This window comes from Gordonia sp. SID5947, assembly GCF_009862785.1.
Classification (GTDB): Bacteria; Actinomycetota; Actinomycetes; order Mycobacteriales; family Mycobacteriaceae; genus Gordonia.
The window spans coordinates 4,892,575-4,910,080 of record NZ_WWHU01000001.1 but is presented as its reverse complement, the minus strand read 5'-3'; the positions used below and the strand labels follow the sequence as shown (position 1 = coordinate 4,910,080).

At 66.4% G+C, this 17,506-nt stretch carries 16 protein-coding genes; 6 read left to right on the top strand and 10 right to left on the bottom strand.

All coding sequences use genetic code 11. The features are described from left to right. Window positions 1-244: 244 nt before the first annotated feature. Complete coding sequence (locus GTV32_RS22195; RefSeq protein WP_161062154.1) at window positions 245-1,771, top strand: CoA-acylating methylmalonate-semialdehyde dehydrogenase; 1,527 nt, start codon at window positions 245-247, stop codon at window positions 1,769-1,771. A gap of 94 nt (window positions 1,772-1,865) precedes the next feature. Here the strand turns inward: GTV32_RS22195 and GTV32_RS22190 are convergent, their stop codons facing one another. Further along, window positions 1,866-2,873 carry a LacI family DNA-binding transcriptional regulator gene (locus GTV32_RS22190; RefSeq protein ID WP_161062153.1) on the bottom strand — a complete coding sequence of 336 codons (1,008 nt, stop codon included), beginning with the start codon at window positions 2,871-2,873 and terminating at the stop codon, window positions 1,866-1,868. 104 nt (window positions 2,874-2,977) lie between these two features. Here GTV32_RS22190 and GTV32_RS22185 point away from each other — a divergent pair, with 104 nt between their 5' ends. Together GTV32_RS22185 and GTV32_RS22180 are read left to right on the top strand one after the other, a co-directional pair. After that, window positions 2,978-4,048, top strand: a complete 1,071-nt coding sequence (locus GTV32_RS22185; RefSeq protein ID WP_161062152.1) for a Gfo/Idh/MocA family oxidoreductase — start codon at window positions 2,978-2,980, stop codon at window positions 4,046-4,048. Next, on the top strand, window positions 4,045-4,827 hold the full coding sequence (locus GTV32_RS22180) for a TIM barrel protein (protein WP_161062151.1): 783 nt from the start codon (window positions 4,045-4,047) through the stop codon (window positions 4,825-4,827). The genes GTV32_RS22185 and GTV32_RS22180 overlap by 4 nt, the downstream gene beginning before the upstream one ends. A gap of 61 nt (window positions 4,828-4,888) precedes the next feature. Here GTV32_RS22180 and GTV32_RS22175 read toward each other — a convergent pair whose 3' ends face one another. Further along, window positions 4,889-5,656, bottom strand: a complete 768-nt coding sequence (locus GTV32_RS22175) for an IclR family transcriptional regulator (RefSeq protein WP_161062150.1) — start codon at window positions 5,654-5,656, stop codon at window positions 4,889-4,891. Between the two features lie 167 nt (window positions 5,657-5,823). Here GTV32_RS22175 and GTV32_RS22170 point away from each other — a divergent pair, with 167 nt between their 5' ends. Both GTV32_RS22170 and GTV32_RS22165 read left to right on the top strand, forming a co-directional pair. Then, window positions 5,824-6,591, top strand: a complete 768-nt coding sequence (locus tag GTV32_RS22170) for a CoA transferase subunit A (protein WP_161062149.1) — start codon at window positions 5,824-5,826, stop codon at window positions 6,589-6,591. After that, a complete protein-coding gene (locus tag GTV32_RS22165; protein ID WP_161062148.1) occupies window positions 6,588-7,256 on the top strand; it encodes a 3-oxoacid CoA-transferase subunit B in 669 nt (222 codons plus the stop codon). Before GTV32_RS22170 ends, GTV32_RS22165 begins: the two co-directional genes overlap by 4 nt. 5 nt (window positions 7,257-7,261) lie before the next feature. Here the strand turns inward: GTV32_RS22165 and GTV32_RS22160 are convergent, their stop codons facing one another. Next, window positions 7,262-8,164 carry a LysR family transcriptional regulator gene (locus GTV32_RS22160; protein WP_161062147.1) on the bottom strand — a complete coding sequence of 301 codons (903 nt, stop codon included), beginning with the start codon at window positions 8,162-8,164 and terminating at the stop codon, window positions 7,262-7,264. Between the two features lie 82 nt (window positions 8,165-8,246). Here GTV32_RS22160 and GTV32_RS22155 point away from each other — a divergent pair, with 82 nt between their 5' ends. Continuing rightward, window positions 8,247-9,518 (top strand): MFS transporter, encoded by a 1,272-nt coding sequence (locus tag GTV32_RS22155; protein WP_237421609.1) that lies wholly within the window; start codon window positions 8,247-8,249, stop codon window positions 9,516-9,518. 168 nt (window positions 9,519-9,686) lie between these two features. On the opposite strand, the gene GTV32_RS22150 is transcribed toward GTV32_RS22155, so the two are convergent. The 7 genes from GTV32_RS22150 to GTV32_RS22120 form a co-directional block, all read right to left on the bottom strand. After that, the gene (locus GTV32_RS22150; RefSeq protein ID WP_161062146.1) at window positions 9,687-10,886 is read right to left on the bottom strand and encodes a fatty acid desaturase; all 1,200 of its coding nucleotides are present in this window, start codon (window positions 10,884-10,886) and stop codon (window positions 9,687-9,689) included. A 68-nt stretch (window positions 10,887-10,954) separates the two neighbouring features. Next, window positions 10,955-12,277, bottom strand: coding sequence for a fatty acid desaturase (locus GTV32_RS22145; RefSeq protein WP_161062145.1), 1,323 nt, complete (start codon window positions 12,275-12,277; stop codon window positions 10,955-10,957). Between the two features lie 123 nt (window positions 12,278-12,400). Beyond that, a complete protein-coding gene (locus GTV32_RS22140) occupies window positions 12,401-13,474 on the bottom strand; it encodes a GNAT family N-acetyltransferase (RefSeq protein WP_161062144.1) in 1,074 nt (357 codons plus the stop codon). A gap of 26 nt (window positions 13,475-13,500) precedes the next feature. Further along, window positions 13,501-14,619 carry a ferredoxin reductase gene (locus GTV32_RS22135; RefSeq protein WP_161062704.1) on the bottom strand — a complete coding sequence of 373 codons (1,119 nt, stop codon included), beginning with the start codon at window positions 14,617-14,619 and terminating at the stop codon, window positions 13,501-13,503. A 90-nt stretch (window positions 14,620-14,709) separates the two neighbouring features. After that, complete coding sequence (locus tag GTV32_RS22130) at window positions 14,710-15,276, bottom strand: hypothetical protein (protein WP_161062143.1); 567 nt, start codon at window positions 15,274-15,276, stop codon at window positions 14,710-14,712. A gap of 69 nt (window positions 15,277-15,345) precedes the next feature. Further along, window positions 15,346-16,854 carry a wax ester/triacylglycerol synthase domain-containing protein gene (locus GTV32_RS22125; RefSeq protein ID WP_161062142.1) on the bottom strand — a complete coding sequence of 503 codons (1,509 nt, stop codon included), beginning with the start codon at window positions 16,852-16,854 and terminating at the stop codon, window positions 15,346-15,348. Window positions 16,855-17,002: 148 nt separating this feature from the next. Then, window positions 17,003-17,497: an Rv3235 family protein gene (locus GTV32_RS22120; RefSeq protein ID WP_161062141.1), complete on the bottom strand. Its 495-nt coding sequence runs from the start codon at window positions 17,495-17,497 to the stop codon at window positions 17,003-17,005. Window positions 17,498-17,506: the final 9 nt, after the last annotated feature.

Genomic DNA, 17,506 nt, shown 5'->3' with positions numbered 1-17,506 from the left:
TCAGGACCAGGACCGACCGACCTTGACCGATCCCTCAGGACCAGCACCGACCGACCTTGACCGATCCCTGAGGAGGCCCGAAGCGCCAGCGAAGGGCCGTCACGAAGGGGCCCTTCGTGACGCTCGCAAGCTCGCTCCTCAGGGAACAGAACCCCGCGCCCAGTCTCGACCCGCCGGCTGCGCTGCCGAAGTCGAGATCACCCCGACCACCACCACACTTTCACCCCCCACAGGAGGACACCCCATGTCCACACCCACCATCAGCCACTGGGTCAACAACAAGGCCTACCCCGGCACCAGCAGCAAGACCGCGCCGGTGACCAACCCGGCGACCGGCGAGGTCACCGCGGATGTGTCGCTGGCGAATCTCGAGGACGCGCGAGCGGTGATCGACGCCGCCGCATCAGCATTCCCCGCCTGGCGCGACACCAGCCTCGCCAAGCGCACCGCGATCCTCTTCAAGTTCCGTGAGCTGCTCGAAGCACGCAAGCCCGAGTTGGCCGAGATCATCACGGCCGAGCACGGCAAGGTCTTGTCCGACGCTCTCGGCGAGATCAGCCGCGGCCAAGAGGTGGCGGAGTTCGCCTGTGGCATACCGTATCTTCTCAAGGGTGGGTTCACCGAGAACGCCTCGACCAAGGTCGACGTGTTCTCCATCCGCCAGCCTCTCGGGCCGATCGGCATCATCTCTCCGTTCAACTTCCCCGCCATGGTGCCGATGTGGTTCTTCCCCATCGCCATCGCCGCCGGCAACACCGTGGTGCTCAAGCCGTCGGAGAAGGACCCGTCGGCGTCACTGTGGCTGGCTGAGCTCTGGAAGGAAGCCGGACTGCCCGACGGCGTGTTCAACGTCTTGCAAGGCGACAAGCTCGCCGTCGACGAACTGCTGACCAACACATCGATCAAGTCGATCAGCTTCGTCGGCTCCACCCCGATCGCCCAGTACGTGTACGCCACCGGCACTGCCGCCGGCAAGCGCGTCCAGGCCCTCGGTGGTGCCAAGAACCATGCCATCGTGCTGCCCGACGCCGACCTCGACGTCACCGCCGACGCGATGGTCAACGCCGGGTTCGGTTCGGCCGGTGAGCGATGCATGGCCATCTCGGCGTGTGTCGCCGTCGGCTCGATCGCCGATGAACTCGTCGAGAAGATCGCCGACCGCGCCAAGACCATCAAGATCGGTGACGGTACCAAGAACAGCGACATGGGGCCGCTGGTGACCAAGGCCCACCGCGACAAGGTCGCCTCCTACGTCGATGCCGGCGAGAAGGACGGTGCCACCATCGTTCTCGACGGCCGACAGGTCGAGGTGGACGGTGGTGCCGGAGCGAGCGAAGCGCCGAGCGATTACACCGACGGTTTCTGGCTGGGACCGACCCTGATCGACAACGTCACCACCGACATGAGCATCTACACCGACGAGATCTTCGGCCCGGTGCTCTCGGTGATTCGAGTCGACACCTATGACGAGGCCCTCGAACTGATCAACTCCAACCCGTACGGCAACGGCACCGCGATCTTCACCAATGACGGTGGCGCGGCACGTCGTTTCCAGAACGAGGTGGAGGTCGGCATGGTCGGCATCAACGTACCCATCCCGGTCCCGATGGCGTACTACAGCTTCGGTGGCTGGAAGAATTCGCTGTTCGGCGACACCCATGCCCACGGTATGGAGGGCGTCAACTTCTTCACCCGCGGCAAGGCCATCACCAGCCGCTGGCTCGACCCCAGCCATGGTGGCCTCAATTTGGGCTTCCCGCAGAACGCCTGACGGACGATCAGCCGAGAGGTTGCCGTTTGACTCGCTGTCGAATTCGAATGGCAACCTCTTGTTCGGCAATCGCTGCCACAGCGAGGACGCCTGATCAGGCCGTCGGACGGGTCGCCGTGGTGCCGCGTATGACCAGCCGTGGCCGACCGACGATTGCCGGTGGATCACCGCCATCGATCATCGAGAGCACACCGATCACTGCGTCATCGGCCATCTGTCGCGCATCCTGGGAAACGGTCGTCAGTGGCACCCGCAACCCTGACGCAAGCCTCGCATCGTCATAGCCGACCACCGAGATATCCTCTGGCACAGTCTTCCCCGCGCGGATGATGGTGTCGATGACGCCAGTTGCGCAATCGTCGTTGAAGGCAATCACCGCGGTGGGTGGGTCACCCCCTTCGAGTACCGCATCCATCGCGCGGGCCCCGTCGATCTGCCCGAGTCCGCCGGGCACCACTCGCGGACCGGCGCCAAACCCACGGCGGCTCATCGCCGCACGGAAGCCGGAGCGCCTCTCGTGCGCGCCGGGCGCATCGCCACCGTCGATGTGCACGATGGCCGTGTGTCCGAGTTCCACCAGGTGATCAACCGCCAAACCGATACCGGCACTGTCATCACTGCGCACATAACCGGCGCGCGGATCGTCGCCCGCTCGTGCCACGACGACCACCGGAAGCCGTTCGACGATCGTCGACAACTCGATGTCGTCGAAGCGGGGACCCAGCAGGATCGCTGCCTCACACCGCTCGCGCAGCACCGTGTCGACCGCATTCGACTCAGATCGGCTCGGCGCGACAGCACTGATGACGACGTCGTACCCGGCCTCGGCCGCTGCGCGGTAGATCTCCTCGACGAGGTCGCCATGGAACGGCTCACGCAACTCGAAAGTGACACCGAGCAGACGCGACGACGATTGACGCAACTTGCGCGCCCGCTGATCCGGGACATAACCCATCTCATCGGCGATCCGGAGCACCCGATCGCGGGTCTCGTCGCTGGCGCCGGGCGCCCCGCGCATCACGATCGAGACGAGAGCTCTCGACACGCCCGCCGCCTGTGCGACGTCGACGAGCGTGGTTCTGCCGCCGCGTTTCTCGACCATGAATCCCCCTCTTGACCACTCGCGAACATCCGCACTACTCTAACCTAGATCGTTCTACTAGAACGTTCTAGTTGGTTCTCGCCCCCATCAGCCCGGAGATGCACATGACGTCCACGACCTCCCCTGCCACGGCAACCGACCCGCCCATCGGTGGTGCGGGACCCGCCCGTATCGCCACCATCGGGGCCGGACGAATCGGCAGCAATCACACCGAACTGCTCGCGCGGCATGTCCCCGGCGCGGTCGTCGCGGCGGTGGCCGACCCCGTCGACGGTGCGGCCGAACGGCTCGCCGCAGCCGTGGGAGCCGGCTTCGCGACCACCGACATCGACGAGGTGCTCACGTCGTCCGATGTGGATGCTGTTCTGATCACCGCGCCCGCGCGCAGTCACGCCGAACTGGTCTGTCGCGCAGCCGCGGCGGGCAAGCACGTCTTCTGCGAGAAGCCGATGGCCGTCACCGTCGACGAGGCCGACCGGGCGATTGCCGCGGCCGCCGACGCCGGAATCGTCCTGCAGATCGGGTTCAATCGGCGCTTCGCGCCCGGCTTCGCGGCCGCGCGCCGCGCCGTCGACGACGGTCGCGTCGGTACCCCGCAATTGCTTCGATCGCTGACCCGCGACCCAGGCCCCTGGAAGGCGGACCCCGCGCGGGTTCCCCAGTGGACGATCTTCCTCGAGACCTTGATCCACGATTTCGACACCATCTGCTTTCTCAACCCGGGCGCGCGCCCGGTGTCGGTGCACGCATTCGCCGACGCCTTGATCCGACCCGACGCGCGAGACACCGGGCATCTCGACACCGCCGTCGTGACCATCACCTTCGACAACGGCGCCATTGCGACCGCCGAGGCCAGTTTTTCCGCGTTGTACGGATACGACGTACGCGGTGAGATCTTCGGCTCAGCGGGTATGGCCACCGCGGGCGGCGGGCGGACCTCGGACATGACGTTCTACGGCGCCGACGGCATCGAGATCGACACCGCCCGGCGCGACACCGTGCTCCTGCATTCCGCCTACGTCAGCGAGCTGTCCGCTTTTGTCGACGCGGTGCGCAGTGGAGCGTCCGCCGTGGTCGGCGGCGCCGATGCGCGCACCGCGCTGCAGATCGCGCTGGCCGCCATCCGCAGCGTCGAGACCGGCACCACCATCACCGTCGACGAGGTGTCTCGATGAGCGCAGCCCCCTACCGCCTGGCCGCCAGCGCCGAGATGCTCTATCTGGACCGGCCTTTCGTCGAACGGGTACGCGCCATCCACGAGCGCGGCCTGATGGTGGAGATCTGGGACTGGTCGACAAAGGACATCGACGAGCTGGTCGCCACCGGCGCCGAGTTCGCCTCCATGACCGGCTATCTCACCGGCACGCTGACCGACGCGGACGGGATCGCCGCGTTCCTCGACTCCGCCGAGGAATCCCTCAAAGTGGCTGCCCGCCTCGGGTGTCCGAACCTCAATGTGCACGGCACCGGCCTCGGCCCGGAGGGACTGCCGGTGACACCAGTCGAGGTGGTGACACCCGACATGTGGCTGACCGCGGCGGACACCCTGCGCAGACTCGCCGAGCTCGGGGAGCGGCACGGCCGGGTGTTCACCCTGGAGAACCTGAACCTCGCTGTCGATCACCCCGGCACGCCGTTCGCCTCCGCCGCCGACACCATGGCCTTGGTCCGCGCCGTCGGCTCACCACACCTACGGATGAATCTCGACCTCTACCACGCCCAGATCGGTGAGGGGAATCTCATCGAGTTGACCCGTACCGCAATGCCTTACGTCGGCGAGATCCAGGTGGCCGACGTACCCGGACGCTGCGAACCGGGTACAGGCGAGATCCACTACCCGGCGATCGCCGCCGTCCTGAAAGAAGTCGGATACGCGGGGGTCGTGGGGCTCGAAGGCTGGGCCAAGGCGGACCCGGATGACGCTCTCAACGCGTTCGACGGGGCGTTTGCCTGAGGACCGGCCGGCGGGCCGTGTGAGGCACCGTCTGACGCTCATCATGAAAGATCCCGGCGTCTCATCGCCCATCCCGCAATCGGACGGATAGTTCTTGCGCCGCGTCCAGCAGCCGTTGTCCCATCTCGCGTCGACGCTCGGCGGTGAACCGGGTCTGGACCCCGGTGACGCTCAGTGCCCATCCCGGTGCGCCTGCCCTGTCGAACACCGCCGCCCCCAGACCCCAACTCCCTTCGACGAGGAGTGCGGGATTGGTGGCGTAACCGTCGTGGCGGGTGACGACGATGCGATCGCGGACGGCGTGCTCGGCATGTGAAGCGCCCCATGCGGCGTCGAGAGCGGCGCGTGCGAAGTATTCGTCGATATCCCGGTCGGGAAGATGGCTGAGGATCGCGAGTCCGGCCGACGCGACCCCGAGTGGGAAGCGGATGCCCTCGTGCAAGACGTGTGAACGCAGCGGGAAGCTACCCTCTCGGCTCATCACGCAGACCGTCTCGTCCCCACGCCGCGCCGAGAGGAACGCGCTCTCACCGGTGTCGCGGGCGAGACGTTCGACGATGTCGCGGGCCCGGGTCGTGATGTCGTAGCGCTGCGCGGCGCCGGAACCGAGCAGATAGAGTTCCGGGCCCAACGACCATCGGCCGTTCGACCCGTCCCGGTCCACCATCCCCTGGTCCGCCAACGCACAGAGCAGCCGATGCGCCGTCGGCCGGGCGAGGCCGGTGGTCCTGGCCAGAGCGGATGTCGTCGCGTCCTCGGCATCGGCGGAACCGAGCGCACGGAGCAGCCCCGCGACCCGGGCCACCACCTGGTTGTTCGATTCGGGCATTTGCCCATCCTAGCGTTCACTGTATGAACGCATGACCCCTATAAGTCTCAACAACCGAGCAATCAGAGCCGTGGATTCACAATGGGTTGATCCTGTGACATGCGATAGAGAACAATCGAGCGCGAGCACAAGGACGTTCATTGAACGAACGAGGAACGGAGCAGCAGGTGCCTTCGAAGGTTTTCGACACAGCGGACGAGGCGGTTGCCGACGTCGGGACCGGGGCATCTCTCGCCGTTGGTGGATTCGGCCTGTGCGGCATCCCCGACCGCCTCATCGAAGCCATCGCCGAACTGCCGTCGGCCGATCTCGAGGTGTATTCCAACAACTGCGGCGTCGACGACCACGGACTCGGCGTGCTCCTCTCGCTCGGACGTATCCGCCGCGTGACCGCGTCTTACGTCGGGGAGAACAAGGAGTTCGCGCGTCAGTACCTGGCCGGTGAACTCGAGGTGGAGCTCACCCCGCAGGGCACCCTGGCCGAACGGTTGCGCGCGGGCGGAACCGGCGTCCCGGCGTTCTACACGCCGGCCGGCGTCGGCACCCCGGTGGCCGACGGCGGAATGCCGTGGCGATACTCCGCGGACGGGTCGATCGCCATCGCATCGCCGCCGAAGGAGACCCGCATCTTCGGGACCAAGCGATACGTTCTCGAGGAAGCGATCACGGCGGACTTCGCGCTGGTGCACGCCCGGCTCGGTGACACCGCAGGCAACCTCGTTTTCGAGAAGTCCGCGATGAACTTCAATCCGCTGGCCGCCATGGCCGGGCGGATCACCATCGCGCAGGTCGAAGAACTCGTGGATCCCGGAGCGATCGACCCCGCCGACGTCCATCTCCCGGGCGTCTTCGTCCAGCGGGTCGTGCACACCGGACCGCAGTCGAAACGGATCGAGAAACTGACCACCAGGCCCACGATGGGAGACGTTCGATGACGACGACGAGCACGATCTCGAGGGCGGGATGGACTCGTGACCAGATGGCCGAACGCGCCGCGGCGCAGATGGTCGACGGTGAATACGTCAACCTGGGCATCGGACTGCCGACCCTGATCCCGGACCACCTCGGTGACGGCGTACGGGTCACGTTGCACTCCGAGAACGGAATCCTGGGCACCGGTGGATACCCCACCGAGGACGCCGTGGACCCCGACCTCATCAATGCCGGAAAAGAGACCGTCACCGTCACACCCGGCTCCGCGTTCTTCGACTCGTCGATGTCCTTCGGGATGATCCGCGGCGGACACATCGACACCGCAGTGCTCGGTGGCATGCAGGTCTCTCGTACCGGCGACCTCGCGAACTGGATGGTGCCGGGCAAGATGGTCAAGGGCATGGGTGGCGCGATGGACCTCGTCCACGGCGCTTCCCGGGTCATCGTGCTGATGGAGCACACGGCGCGCAACGGTGACCCCAAGATCCTCGACGCGTGCACACTGCCACTGACCGGAGCCGGCGTGGTCGATCAGATCATCACCGATCTCGGGGTGATCGACGTCGTGGGTGACGGCACGCTCGTCCTCACCGAGGTCGCGCCCGGAATCCGGGTCGAGGACGTGATCGCCTGCACGGCGGCGGAACTCACCGTCGGGTTGTGGTGAAGGGCTCACCGCCGCAGCCCCAGCACGGCGCGCACGGGTCTGGCCAACTCCATCACGATGTCCAACACTGCCTGCGCCGGCCGTGACGGCGTCCGCGTCGACGAATGCGCTATCGCGATATCCCACATCAGGGGCTTGTCCGCGCACGGCACCGCAACCGCGCCCGACAACAGATGCGCAACACTCAACGGCACCAGGGTCACCCCGAAATCCTTGACCGCCAAACTCATCCCGAAGAATTGATCGGCCACCTCGATCACCGTGCGCCGGCTCGGGATGTCACGGTCGACCACCGCACGGGTGCCCCATCCCGGCGGGTAATCGATCACCCGCTCATCGGCCAGGTCAGTGGTCACAAAGCTGCCGGCCCGCGCCAGTCGGTGTTCCGGCGAACACACCAGGACGAGCGGTTCGGACGCGAGCCGGTGGACGGTGACACCAGGTATCGGTTCGGGATAGGCGCCCAGGAACGCCAGGTCCAGCGTGCCCGTACGTACACCGACGATGTTCCCCGAGCTGCCGCGCGGATTCTGGCGCATGGCGATGGTGATGCCCGGATGGCGCCGATGGATCTCCGCGAACGATTCGGCCAGGTCGATGGAGACGACGTTGACCAGTGCTCCGACCGCGACCTCCCCGCGGATGTCGCCACGCACCCCGTCGACCGCGTCGAATACGTCGGCACGTGCCCGCAAGGCCGCCCGCGCCGGACCCACCACCGCCCGGCCGGTGTCGGTGAGCATGAGCACCGTCGGCGTGCGGTCGAACAGACGCTCCCCGACTTCCCGTTCGAGTCTCGCCACCCCTGTCGAGACCGCCGACTGCACCACGTTCAATGACCGCGCCGCCGCGGTGAACGTGCCCTGGTCCACGCACGCCAGGAAGTACTCCAGATGCCTCAGCTCCACGGGTTGCGCCCATCTGTTTTGGTGATGTCTACATCAAAATCTATCGCTTTTCATGAAACCCATCCACCGGGATGATGAGGTCATGACAACGATGACCACCGCCGTCACACCGGATCAGGGGCGACTCAGCCGATTCGTGGTGTTCCTGTTCGCGATGACCGCGGGCTCGTCTGCCGGCTGTCTGTATTACCTGCAGCCGCTCCTGCATGAGGTCAGCGTCGACTTCTCGATCTCCACCACGACGGCCGGTCTGCTGATCGCCGTCACCCAGATCGGGTATCTGCTGGGACTTGCCTTCGTCGTCCCGCTCGGCGACTTCGTCAACCGCCGACGGCTGGTGGCCGGCCTCCTCGCCCTCTCATGCGTCGCCCTGGTGGCCGCCGGTCTGATGCCCGCCTATGGCGGGCTGCTGACGATGGTGTTCGCCGTCGGGGTCTCGGCGTCGGCCGCACAGATCGTGGTCCCGTGGGCGGCCACCATCGCCGGGCCCGCCGAGCGCGGCGCGGTCGTGGGCACCGTGATGAGCGGGCTACTCATCGGAATCCTGTTCTCCCGTGTCCTGTCCGGTCTCGTCGCCGAGGTCGGCGGGTGGCGGGCCATCCTCTTCGTCGCCGCGGCGTTGCAGGTGGCGATGGCGGCGGCGGTGTGGTTCCGCGCTCCGCAGGCGCGAGCCGAGGCCGCGGGATCGGGGCAGAGCTACCCCCAGGTCTTGCGTTCGATCGTCGGTCTTGTGCGCACCCACGAGGTGTTGCGCCACCGCATGTTTCTCGGTGGGCTCACCATGGCATCCTTCAGCTGCATGTGGACGGCCATCGCCTTCCTGCTGGCCGGCGCCGGTGACTCCGACTACGCGTACTCGGAGGCTGCCATCGGCCTGTTCGGACTTGCCGGCGTCGCGGGTGCGCTGGTCGCGCCGGTCGTCGGCAAGCTCGCCGACCGCGGCTATCTCCGCCACACCCAGTACGGCGTGTGGGGCGCGCAGATCGTCGGGTGGCTCCTGTTGTTCGCCGGGGCGCATCACGTCGTGGTGCTGGTGATCGCACTGTTGGTCTTCGACTTCGGCGTGCAGGGTGTGCAGCTGGCGAATCAGACCGGCGTGTATTCGCTTGACGGCCAGGCTCGTTCACGACTGACCACGGCGTATATGGTCGCCTACTTCGCCGGCGGAGTGATCGGCTCGACGGTCGGCGGTTGGGCCTATCAGGCCGGTGGTTGGGCCCTCGTCTGCGAGATCGGGACGGGTTCGGCGATCGTCGGGCTCGCCACGTGGGCGTTGTTCTCCTGGACCGAGCGTAATCATCCTCTGCAGGGCCGAGCCGCGCATGCACTTCTCCGGGCTGCGGCTCGGGGGTGACGGGTGTCGATATGTCGGGCGGGGTCTCGATACGCCGGGCTCGCTGCGCTCGCACGGCTACTCGACCAACAGAAACGCGACCACAGCGACCGGCCGACCACACCGCTGATCGAGTAGCTTCCGAGCCGCCAGGCGAGACAGCGTATCGAGGTCACGCATCCGCCACGATCAGCGGCGCGACAACTTCTTTCGCCGCAGGTCAGCAATGGCGGTCTTCAGCCCACGAGTCCTCGGCATGCCGGCGAAGCGACGTTCCGACGCTGTCTCGGGTGCGTCGTCGGCGGTGTCACGCAGGAACCGATCGGGCAACGCCAGTTTGTTGATGGTGCGAAGCGTCTGCAGATACTGCACGAACAGTGATCCGGTGGTGTACGGCAGGTCGTACTTCTCACACAGTTCACGAATCCGCACCGACATCTCGGCATAGCGGTTGCTGGGCAGATCCGGATAAAGGTGATGCTCGATCTGGTAGCAGAGATTGCCGCTGAGGAAGGCGGTTGCCGGACCCGCGTCGAAGTTGGCGGTGCCGAGCATCTGCCGGAGATACCACTGTCCCGGCGTCTCGTCGGTCAGCGAATCGACGGTGAACTTCTCTGCGCCGTCAGGGAAATGGCCGCAGAAGATCACCACGTATGCCCACAGATTACGGATGAGGTTCGCACTCGCGTTCGCGGTCAGGGTGTGCACGTAGTTCGGACCGGTCAACGCCGGGAACAACACGTAATCCTTGCCGACCTGCTTGCCGATCTTGCGGAGGAAGACCTTGAGCTGCGGTACTGCAACCTCTTTCGGCTTGGTTCCGTTGAGGACCTCTTTGAGTTCGAGATCGTGGAGCCCGATCCCCCACTCGAAGGTGGCCGCGAGGACGAGGTTGAAGAACGGCTGCAGGATGCGGCGCGGCTCCCACGGCTCGTCACGGGTCACGCGCAGGATCTTGTACCCGACGTCGTGATCCATTCCGACGACGTTGGTGTACTTGTGATGGATGTAGTTGTGCGAGTGCTTCCAGTGCGGTGACGCACACACCATGTCCCACTCCCACGTCGTGGAGTGGACCTCGGGATCGTTCATCCAATCCCATTGGCCGTGCATCACGTTGTGCCCGAGTTCCATGTTCTCGATGATCTTGGAGAGTGCGAGCGCCCCGGTGCCGAGCAACCACAGCGAACGCTTGTGACTGCCGAACAGTGCCAGGCGGCCTGCGACCTCCAACGCGCGATGCGCGAGGATCGTGCGACGCAGATAGCGGACGTCACGAAGCCCTCGATCGGCTTCGACCTCACGTCGAAGTGCGTCGAGTTCTGCGCCCAGTGCCTCCACGTCCGCATCGCTGAGATGGGCGTAGGCATTGATGTCGGTTATGGCCATCGGCACCCATTATGCCCGCTTGGCCGATGGGCGACGCGCCGACCTCGAACCGGAGAGACCACCGAGGATCAGGCCGCCCGGCGCTGCTGCGCGGGCATCTCTGTCCGCGTGGCGGAGATGTGCGCACCGCGACCACGACGCCGCAACGCCCGGATCGCCGAACGCAGGCCGCGTCGTCGGCCTGTCTCGGGATCGATCGCGGCGACCAGTCGCGCACCCTCTGGGAGTCCCTGCTTGAACCGACGCTCCGACGCCGTTTCCGGGGCATCGTCGGCGGTCGCCCTGAGGTACTTGTTCGGCAACGACAACTTGGCGATGGTTCGCCACGACTTCGCGTACTGCACCGGGAACGAGCCCGTCGTGTACGGCAGGTCGTACTTCTCGCACAACGTCTGCACTCGGATCGAGATCTCGGCGAGCCGATTGCTGGGCAGGTCGGGGAAGATGTGGTGCTCGATCTGATACGACAGGTTGCCGCTCATGAACGCCAGCGCCGGCCCGCAGCGGAAGTTGGCGCTTCCCAACATCTGTCGCAGATACCACTCGCCCCGGGTCTCGCTGTCGATGTCCTGCTTGGTGAACTTCTCGGCGCCGTCGGGAAAATGGCCACAGAAGATGACCGCGTTGGTCCACACGTTGCGGATCAGGTTGCCCGTCAGATTTGCCGTGAGCGCCTTGCGGTAGGCGCGGCCCACGCCGACGCTCCGCCCGGCCGTCCCGGCCACCAGTGCCGGGTACACGACGTAGTCCTTGGCGACCTGCTTGCCGACCTTCTTGCCGACGTCGGCGAGATCGTTGCGGAACTGTTCTCGGGCCTCCGGCGTCTTGCGCTTCTTGCCGAGCTCGAGATGCTGTGCGGCGACGCCGTATTCGAAGAACAGGGCGAGTACCGTGTTGTAGACCAAGTTGCCGAGGTTGAACGGCCGCCACCGCTGATCGCGCGTCACGCGCAACAGGCCGTAGCCCACGTCGTCGTCCATCCCGAGCACATTCGTGTACTTGTGATGGATGAAGTTGTGCGTGTGCTTCCAGTGCGCGGAGGGGCCGGTGTTGTCCCATTCCCAACTGGTGGAGTGCACCTCGGGATCGTTCATCCAATCCCACTGACCGTGCATCACATTGTGCCCGAGTTCCATGTTCTCGACGATCTTGGCGACGCCGAGCGCGCCGGCACCCGCCCACCACATCGAGCGCTTCGACGATCCGAAGATCAGCGCCCGGCCTGCGAGCTCCAGACCGCGCTGGAAACGGATGGTGTTGCGTAGATAACGCGCGTCGCGCTCGCCGCGATCGGCCTCGATATCGGCGCGGATCGCATCGAGTTCCGCGCCGAGCGCCTCGATCTCCACCTCGGTGAGGTGCGCGTATTCGGGGATGTCGGTAATCGCCATATGTGCTCCCGTTCGCATCGACCTACCAAACCGTAACTTACGCAAGCGTAGGTTGAGGGGCGCGGTGATGTCCACCCGCTGGGCGAGATCACGGGGAGAATGTGACCCAACCCACCCGAAAGTTCACCCGCGGCGCAATTCGAATCCGATCAGGTCCTCGAAGACGCCGTCAGAACTGGCCGCGAGTTCCTGGGTCCCGAATTCCCGGAACCCGGCCGTCTGCGCCAGCGATCTCGAACCCTTGTTACTGGCTGCCGCGAACATCGTCAACCTGCGCAAACCCATGGCGTCGAGTGCATGGTCCACCACGGCGGGAAACGCCTCGGCCAGGACGCCGCTCCCCCGTGCGTCCGGATGCGTGTAGAAGCCCGCCTCGGCGCCGGTCACCTCGTCGATGTCGAGCAAGGTGATGTCGCCGAGATAGGTGTCGGACGACAGGTCGCCCACCACCCATGTACAGGTCTCACCACGCGCCGCCGTCCACCATTTGCGCAGCCGTTCGGCAGCCGCGTCCTCGAGGGTGAGCGGCACCGGACGCTCGAAGAGGTACTTGCGTGACACCGGGTCGTCGAGCGTCTCCCGGATCCGTTCATCGTCGGTCTCGGCCAACGGCCGAAGTCGGAAGCGTTCGGTCTCGAACGTGCTCGCGTGCCACGTGGTCTTCGGCGTCGACGAATCGTCGGCACGTAACGATCCCACCCAGGTGTCGCGGATGGTGCCCCGGAGCTCGATCCCGTCGGGAACCACGGCATCGAGTGTGAACCCAGAGGCGTGCGCGACCCGAAGGCTGGCCATGTTGCCCACCGCCGCCTCCCACCGCACGACACGCTTGCCCGCACCGAAGGCATGGTCGACGGCCAGCCGCACCGATCGTTTCATCACACCCAGCCCGCGGGCATCGGGATGGAGGGCGAAGCCGATGTCGGCGATCGCCCCGGTACCGCGGACGTCCACGTTGCCGACATGACGATGCTCGTGTTCGATCGCCCAGCCCATACCGGTGCCGTCCGACCATCCGCGTGGGATGTCGTCGAGCGCGAACTGCTCGGCGTCGGTGCGACCATACGGCGCGGGTACCGTTGTCCACCGGATCATCTCGGGGTCGGTCGCCATCTCCACGATCCTGGTGATGTCCGACGATCGGTGCGCACGCAGCGTCACGACTCCGTCGGTCAGGACCGGGACATCGGGCGACACCCGATCAGCCTAACCGGTCAGACCCGTCACACGCCGAGTGTGCAGTCGCCCGCCGCCGCACTGATGCACGTCTGGATCCGCTCCCCCTCGACGTGTTCGGTCCCCGACCTCAGATCGCGCACGCATCCCTTGTCCAGCATCACGACACAGCTCTGACAGATGCCCATCCGGCAACCGAACGGCATCATCACGCCGGCCGATTCGCCGGCCTCCAGCAGGGTCGTCGCACCGTCGATGTCGGCGGTCCGTCCCGACCGCCCGAATGTGACCGTTCCGCCTTCGGCACCCACGGCTCCTCGTTCGAGGGCGAACCGTTCGATATGGAGTCGGTCGTCGGCACCCGCGTCGGCGTACATCCGGTGGACCGCGTCGAGGAAAGAACTCGGGCCGCACGCCCACGTCTCGCGATCGAGCCAATCCGGCGCCAGCTCCACGAGGCGGTCGGGCGTCACCTTGCCGTCGGCGCGCGTGTATTGGATGTGCAGATCGACGACACCTTCGGCGGCCATCGCCGCGAGTTCTTGTCCGAACAGGAGGTCGGCGGGTGTCGGGGTGGAGTGGATCACCCGGATGTCGGCGCGCTGCCCCCGGTGGCGGATCATTCGCAGCATCGACATGATGGGCGTGATACCGCTGCCCGCCGTCGCGAACAGGATCTTGGCCGGGAGCGGCTCGGGCAGAACGAATTCGCCCGCCGGCGCGGCGAGGCGGACCACGGTTCCCGGTTGCAGACCTCGCACCAGGTGTGACGAGAGGAAGCCCTCGGGCATCGCCTTCACCGTGATCGCAATCGTCTTGTCGCCGCCGCCCACATCGACCGGCGCGGAGGTCAGCGAGTACGACCGCCACGTCCAACGCCCTTCCATCAGGACGCCGATGCCGACATATTGGCCCGGTCGGTAATCCTGGGCGAAACCCCAACCCGGACGGATGCGGATGGTGGCCGAATCCTCGGTCTCCGGTGTCACCGAGACGACCTTGCCCCGCAATTCGCGAGCCGACCAGAGCGGGTTGGCGAGGTGCAGGTAGTCGTCGGGCAACAGCGGGGTGGTGATCCGCGCGAATGCCGCGCGCGCCCATTGCGCGCCTCGACTGCGGGCCGCGACGCCGGCCACCGGTTCCTCGAAACGCTCGAGCCACCCCACCTGAGCACCCACCTCACTCGCGGCCTCGGGCCGCGTCGACAACCTACGCTTCCGTAGGTTACGCGACGACGACCACCGCCGCTCAGATGGTCAGAGCAACTCGAGCAGGAACGGGAGTTCTTGTGTGGCATACCAAGCCAGGTCGAAGTCCTCGACGTCGCCGACCGCGAGTTCGGCGTCCTGATCACCGAGGTCCGCGGCGTCGATCACCACGACGGCTGCCCGCACCTTGTCTTCGGCCTCGGCGACGTCGACATGGACGGAAGCGATGTCGCGTAACGGCACCGGACCACCGATCTTGACCACCGCGTCATCGAGATCCGGACGCAGGCTGACGTCGGCGATGTCAGCTGCGACAACCGCGCGGCGCGGCGGCAGTCTCGGGGTGTCCCCTGGTTTCGCGGTCCGCTCGTCCTTCGCGAGGTCGGCGTCGCCGTCGAGGTCTCCGAATTCGGGCGCCTCACCTGCCAGCAGGCGCAATGACGCCCGCGCGGCCTCCCGCATCGCCACCTCGGCAAGTTCCTCGTCGTCGCCGGCGAGGAACGACTCACGGAGCGCCGGGGTGAGGGCGAAGCCCGTTCCACCGATTGCCCGGAACTCCCCGTTCTCGCTGAGTTCCATCAACATGGCCAGTGTCGCCGGCAGATAGACCCGCATCGCAACCCGTCCCCTCACCCGTTCAGCACCGCTCGTTCACAACTCGGCCAACCCTATCCGCCGCCCCGATCACTTGGTCGCCTCGAGTTCCTCGTAGGCCTCCGTGACGTAGTCGGTCATCGCCGGGAGGTCGCTCAGCACCCCCCGATCCGCGATGAAGGCGAATTGCAGGCTGTTGCGGTAGTCGACGATGCTGATGGCGAGGGCGCGCTGCGCCATGAGAGTCGGGATCGCGTACACCTGCGTCACCGGGCATCCTCCGACAAAGCGGCGGGCCACCGGCGAGGTCCCCATGCCGACCGGGACGTTGTAGTTGCGCCGGTTCAGACTGCGGAACGCGCGCGAGCTGAACTCCGGGAACGGCACCACGCCGAGTTCGGGGAGCAATGGCCGCGGCCCCATCGAGAGTCGGCGCGACGACTGCGCGTACCGATTGGCCAGACCTGCGACCTGTGCGAGTCGAACAGCCGGATTATCCTCTCCGACAGGGAGATCGGTGACAAAGCTTGCTTTGCCCACGGTGATCCATCGTCCGTCGGCGTCCACTCGGCGCTCCACGGCCGGGTCACGCGTGGACAGCGGCACGACCACGCGAACGGTGTCGCCGGACTCCACCGACTCGTCGTAAGAGAGCATCCACCTGCGCATAGCGCCCGAGATGATGGCGAGCTCGACATCATTGACCGTGCAGTCGTAGCGATCGGCGATCTTGGCACAGCCGCGTCGCGGAACCGAGGCCACCGCGAATGTCCGGGTGGACGTTGTGGAGCTGTTCAGGCGGCTCGACGGCGCCGAGTCGGTGAGTTGCTGGACCGCACTCCCGACCCGTCGCAGGGTGCCCTCGGCAGTCGAGCGCAGGTCGGAGACGATGGAGTTGTTGTGCACCAGGGAGTCGACCAGGTCACCCGGCCGCGACAGCGCCTCGGCGATCGCACCGAGCGCGAGACTCGTGTTGCCGGGAGGCGAGCCGGGCATCCAGAGATCTTCGGACAACGCCTCGACCGAACTGGTCTCGTCGCAGATCACCTCGCTGATCTCGAGTGCTTCGTGGTCGTCGACCATGCATCGATGCGTCTTGGTGAGGATCGCGAGCTTGCCGTCGGGCAGCCCTTCGATGAGGTACATCTCCCACAGCGGTCGCGTCCGGTCGAGGGGGCGTGACATCACCCGGGCGATCAGGTCCTGCAGTTGGACGGTGTCACCCGGCCGCGGCAAGCCGGAGCGGCGGATATGGAAGTTGATGTCGAAGTCGCGGTCGTCGACCCACACCGGCCGGGCCAGCCCGAGGGTGACCTCACGGATGATCTGCCGGTATCGCGGCACCAACTGCAGGCGGTTCTCCACCAGAGCGACCAGCCGCGGATAGTCCAGGACGGGCGCGGACGGCGTTTCGGTACCCGCTCCCCCCGATGGCGGCGGATCGGGCGTCGTGCGTGCTCGTCGGTTGCGGTCGGCGCCTGCGCCATGTTTCTCCGTGTGGTCCGGATCGATCACGAGGAGAGCACCCAGATGCGTCGTGGAGCCCGACTCGTCCAGGAAGTAGAACATCGCGTCGTGCGCGGAGAGCCGGTTCACCACGAAGACGATCCTAGTGGTCGCGACGGATCCCGCCCGCCGGATGCCGCGTTCGTCCGCAATCGCGATACCGCCCCGAGCGGTTCACAAGGACACGTCGACCGACCACGCGAAGCCCGTGATGCCGAACACCGGGAACCGCACCGACCCGTCAGACGATCGTGAAATCGATCAGTTGCCAACGATATTCGACGTTGCGTGGCAGCCCCGGACGGTACTGGCCAGGGGCGACCCTGACCCGACAGGGCCGCTGTTCGATGCGCGCCGCGAACGCGCGGACGCGCTCACCGCGGCGACAACTTCCGAACACCTCGGCCTCGCCCGGGCCACGCATCTGCACATGGACACGCCGCAGCGCAGCGGCGCTGTCGGTGACCGGGGCCGACGCGCTCGACGGTGACCGTACCGGGGAGGGCACGCGAACGAGAGCCGTCAACTCGGCGAGCAGCGACGCGGTGGCGAGACCGTCGAGTTGGTTGATGCCGCGGCGCCGGTCGAGCACCTCGAGGACGAGCGTCACGGTGGCGATCGCGAATCGTCTCGCCTCGTGCGCGCGCACCGACGACGCGCAGGGCGCCTCCCGGCGGCCCCCTCCGGTCGACGTCGGCGGGGCCGCGGACCGGTCGGGCCCGTCTGCTACAGCCACCCGGATCGG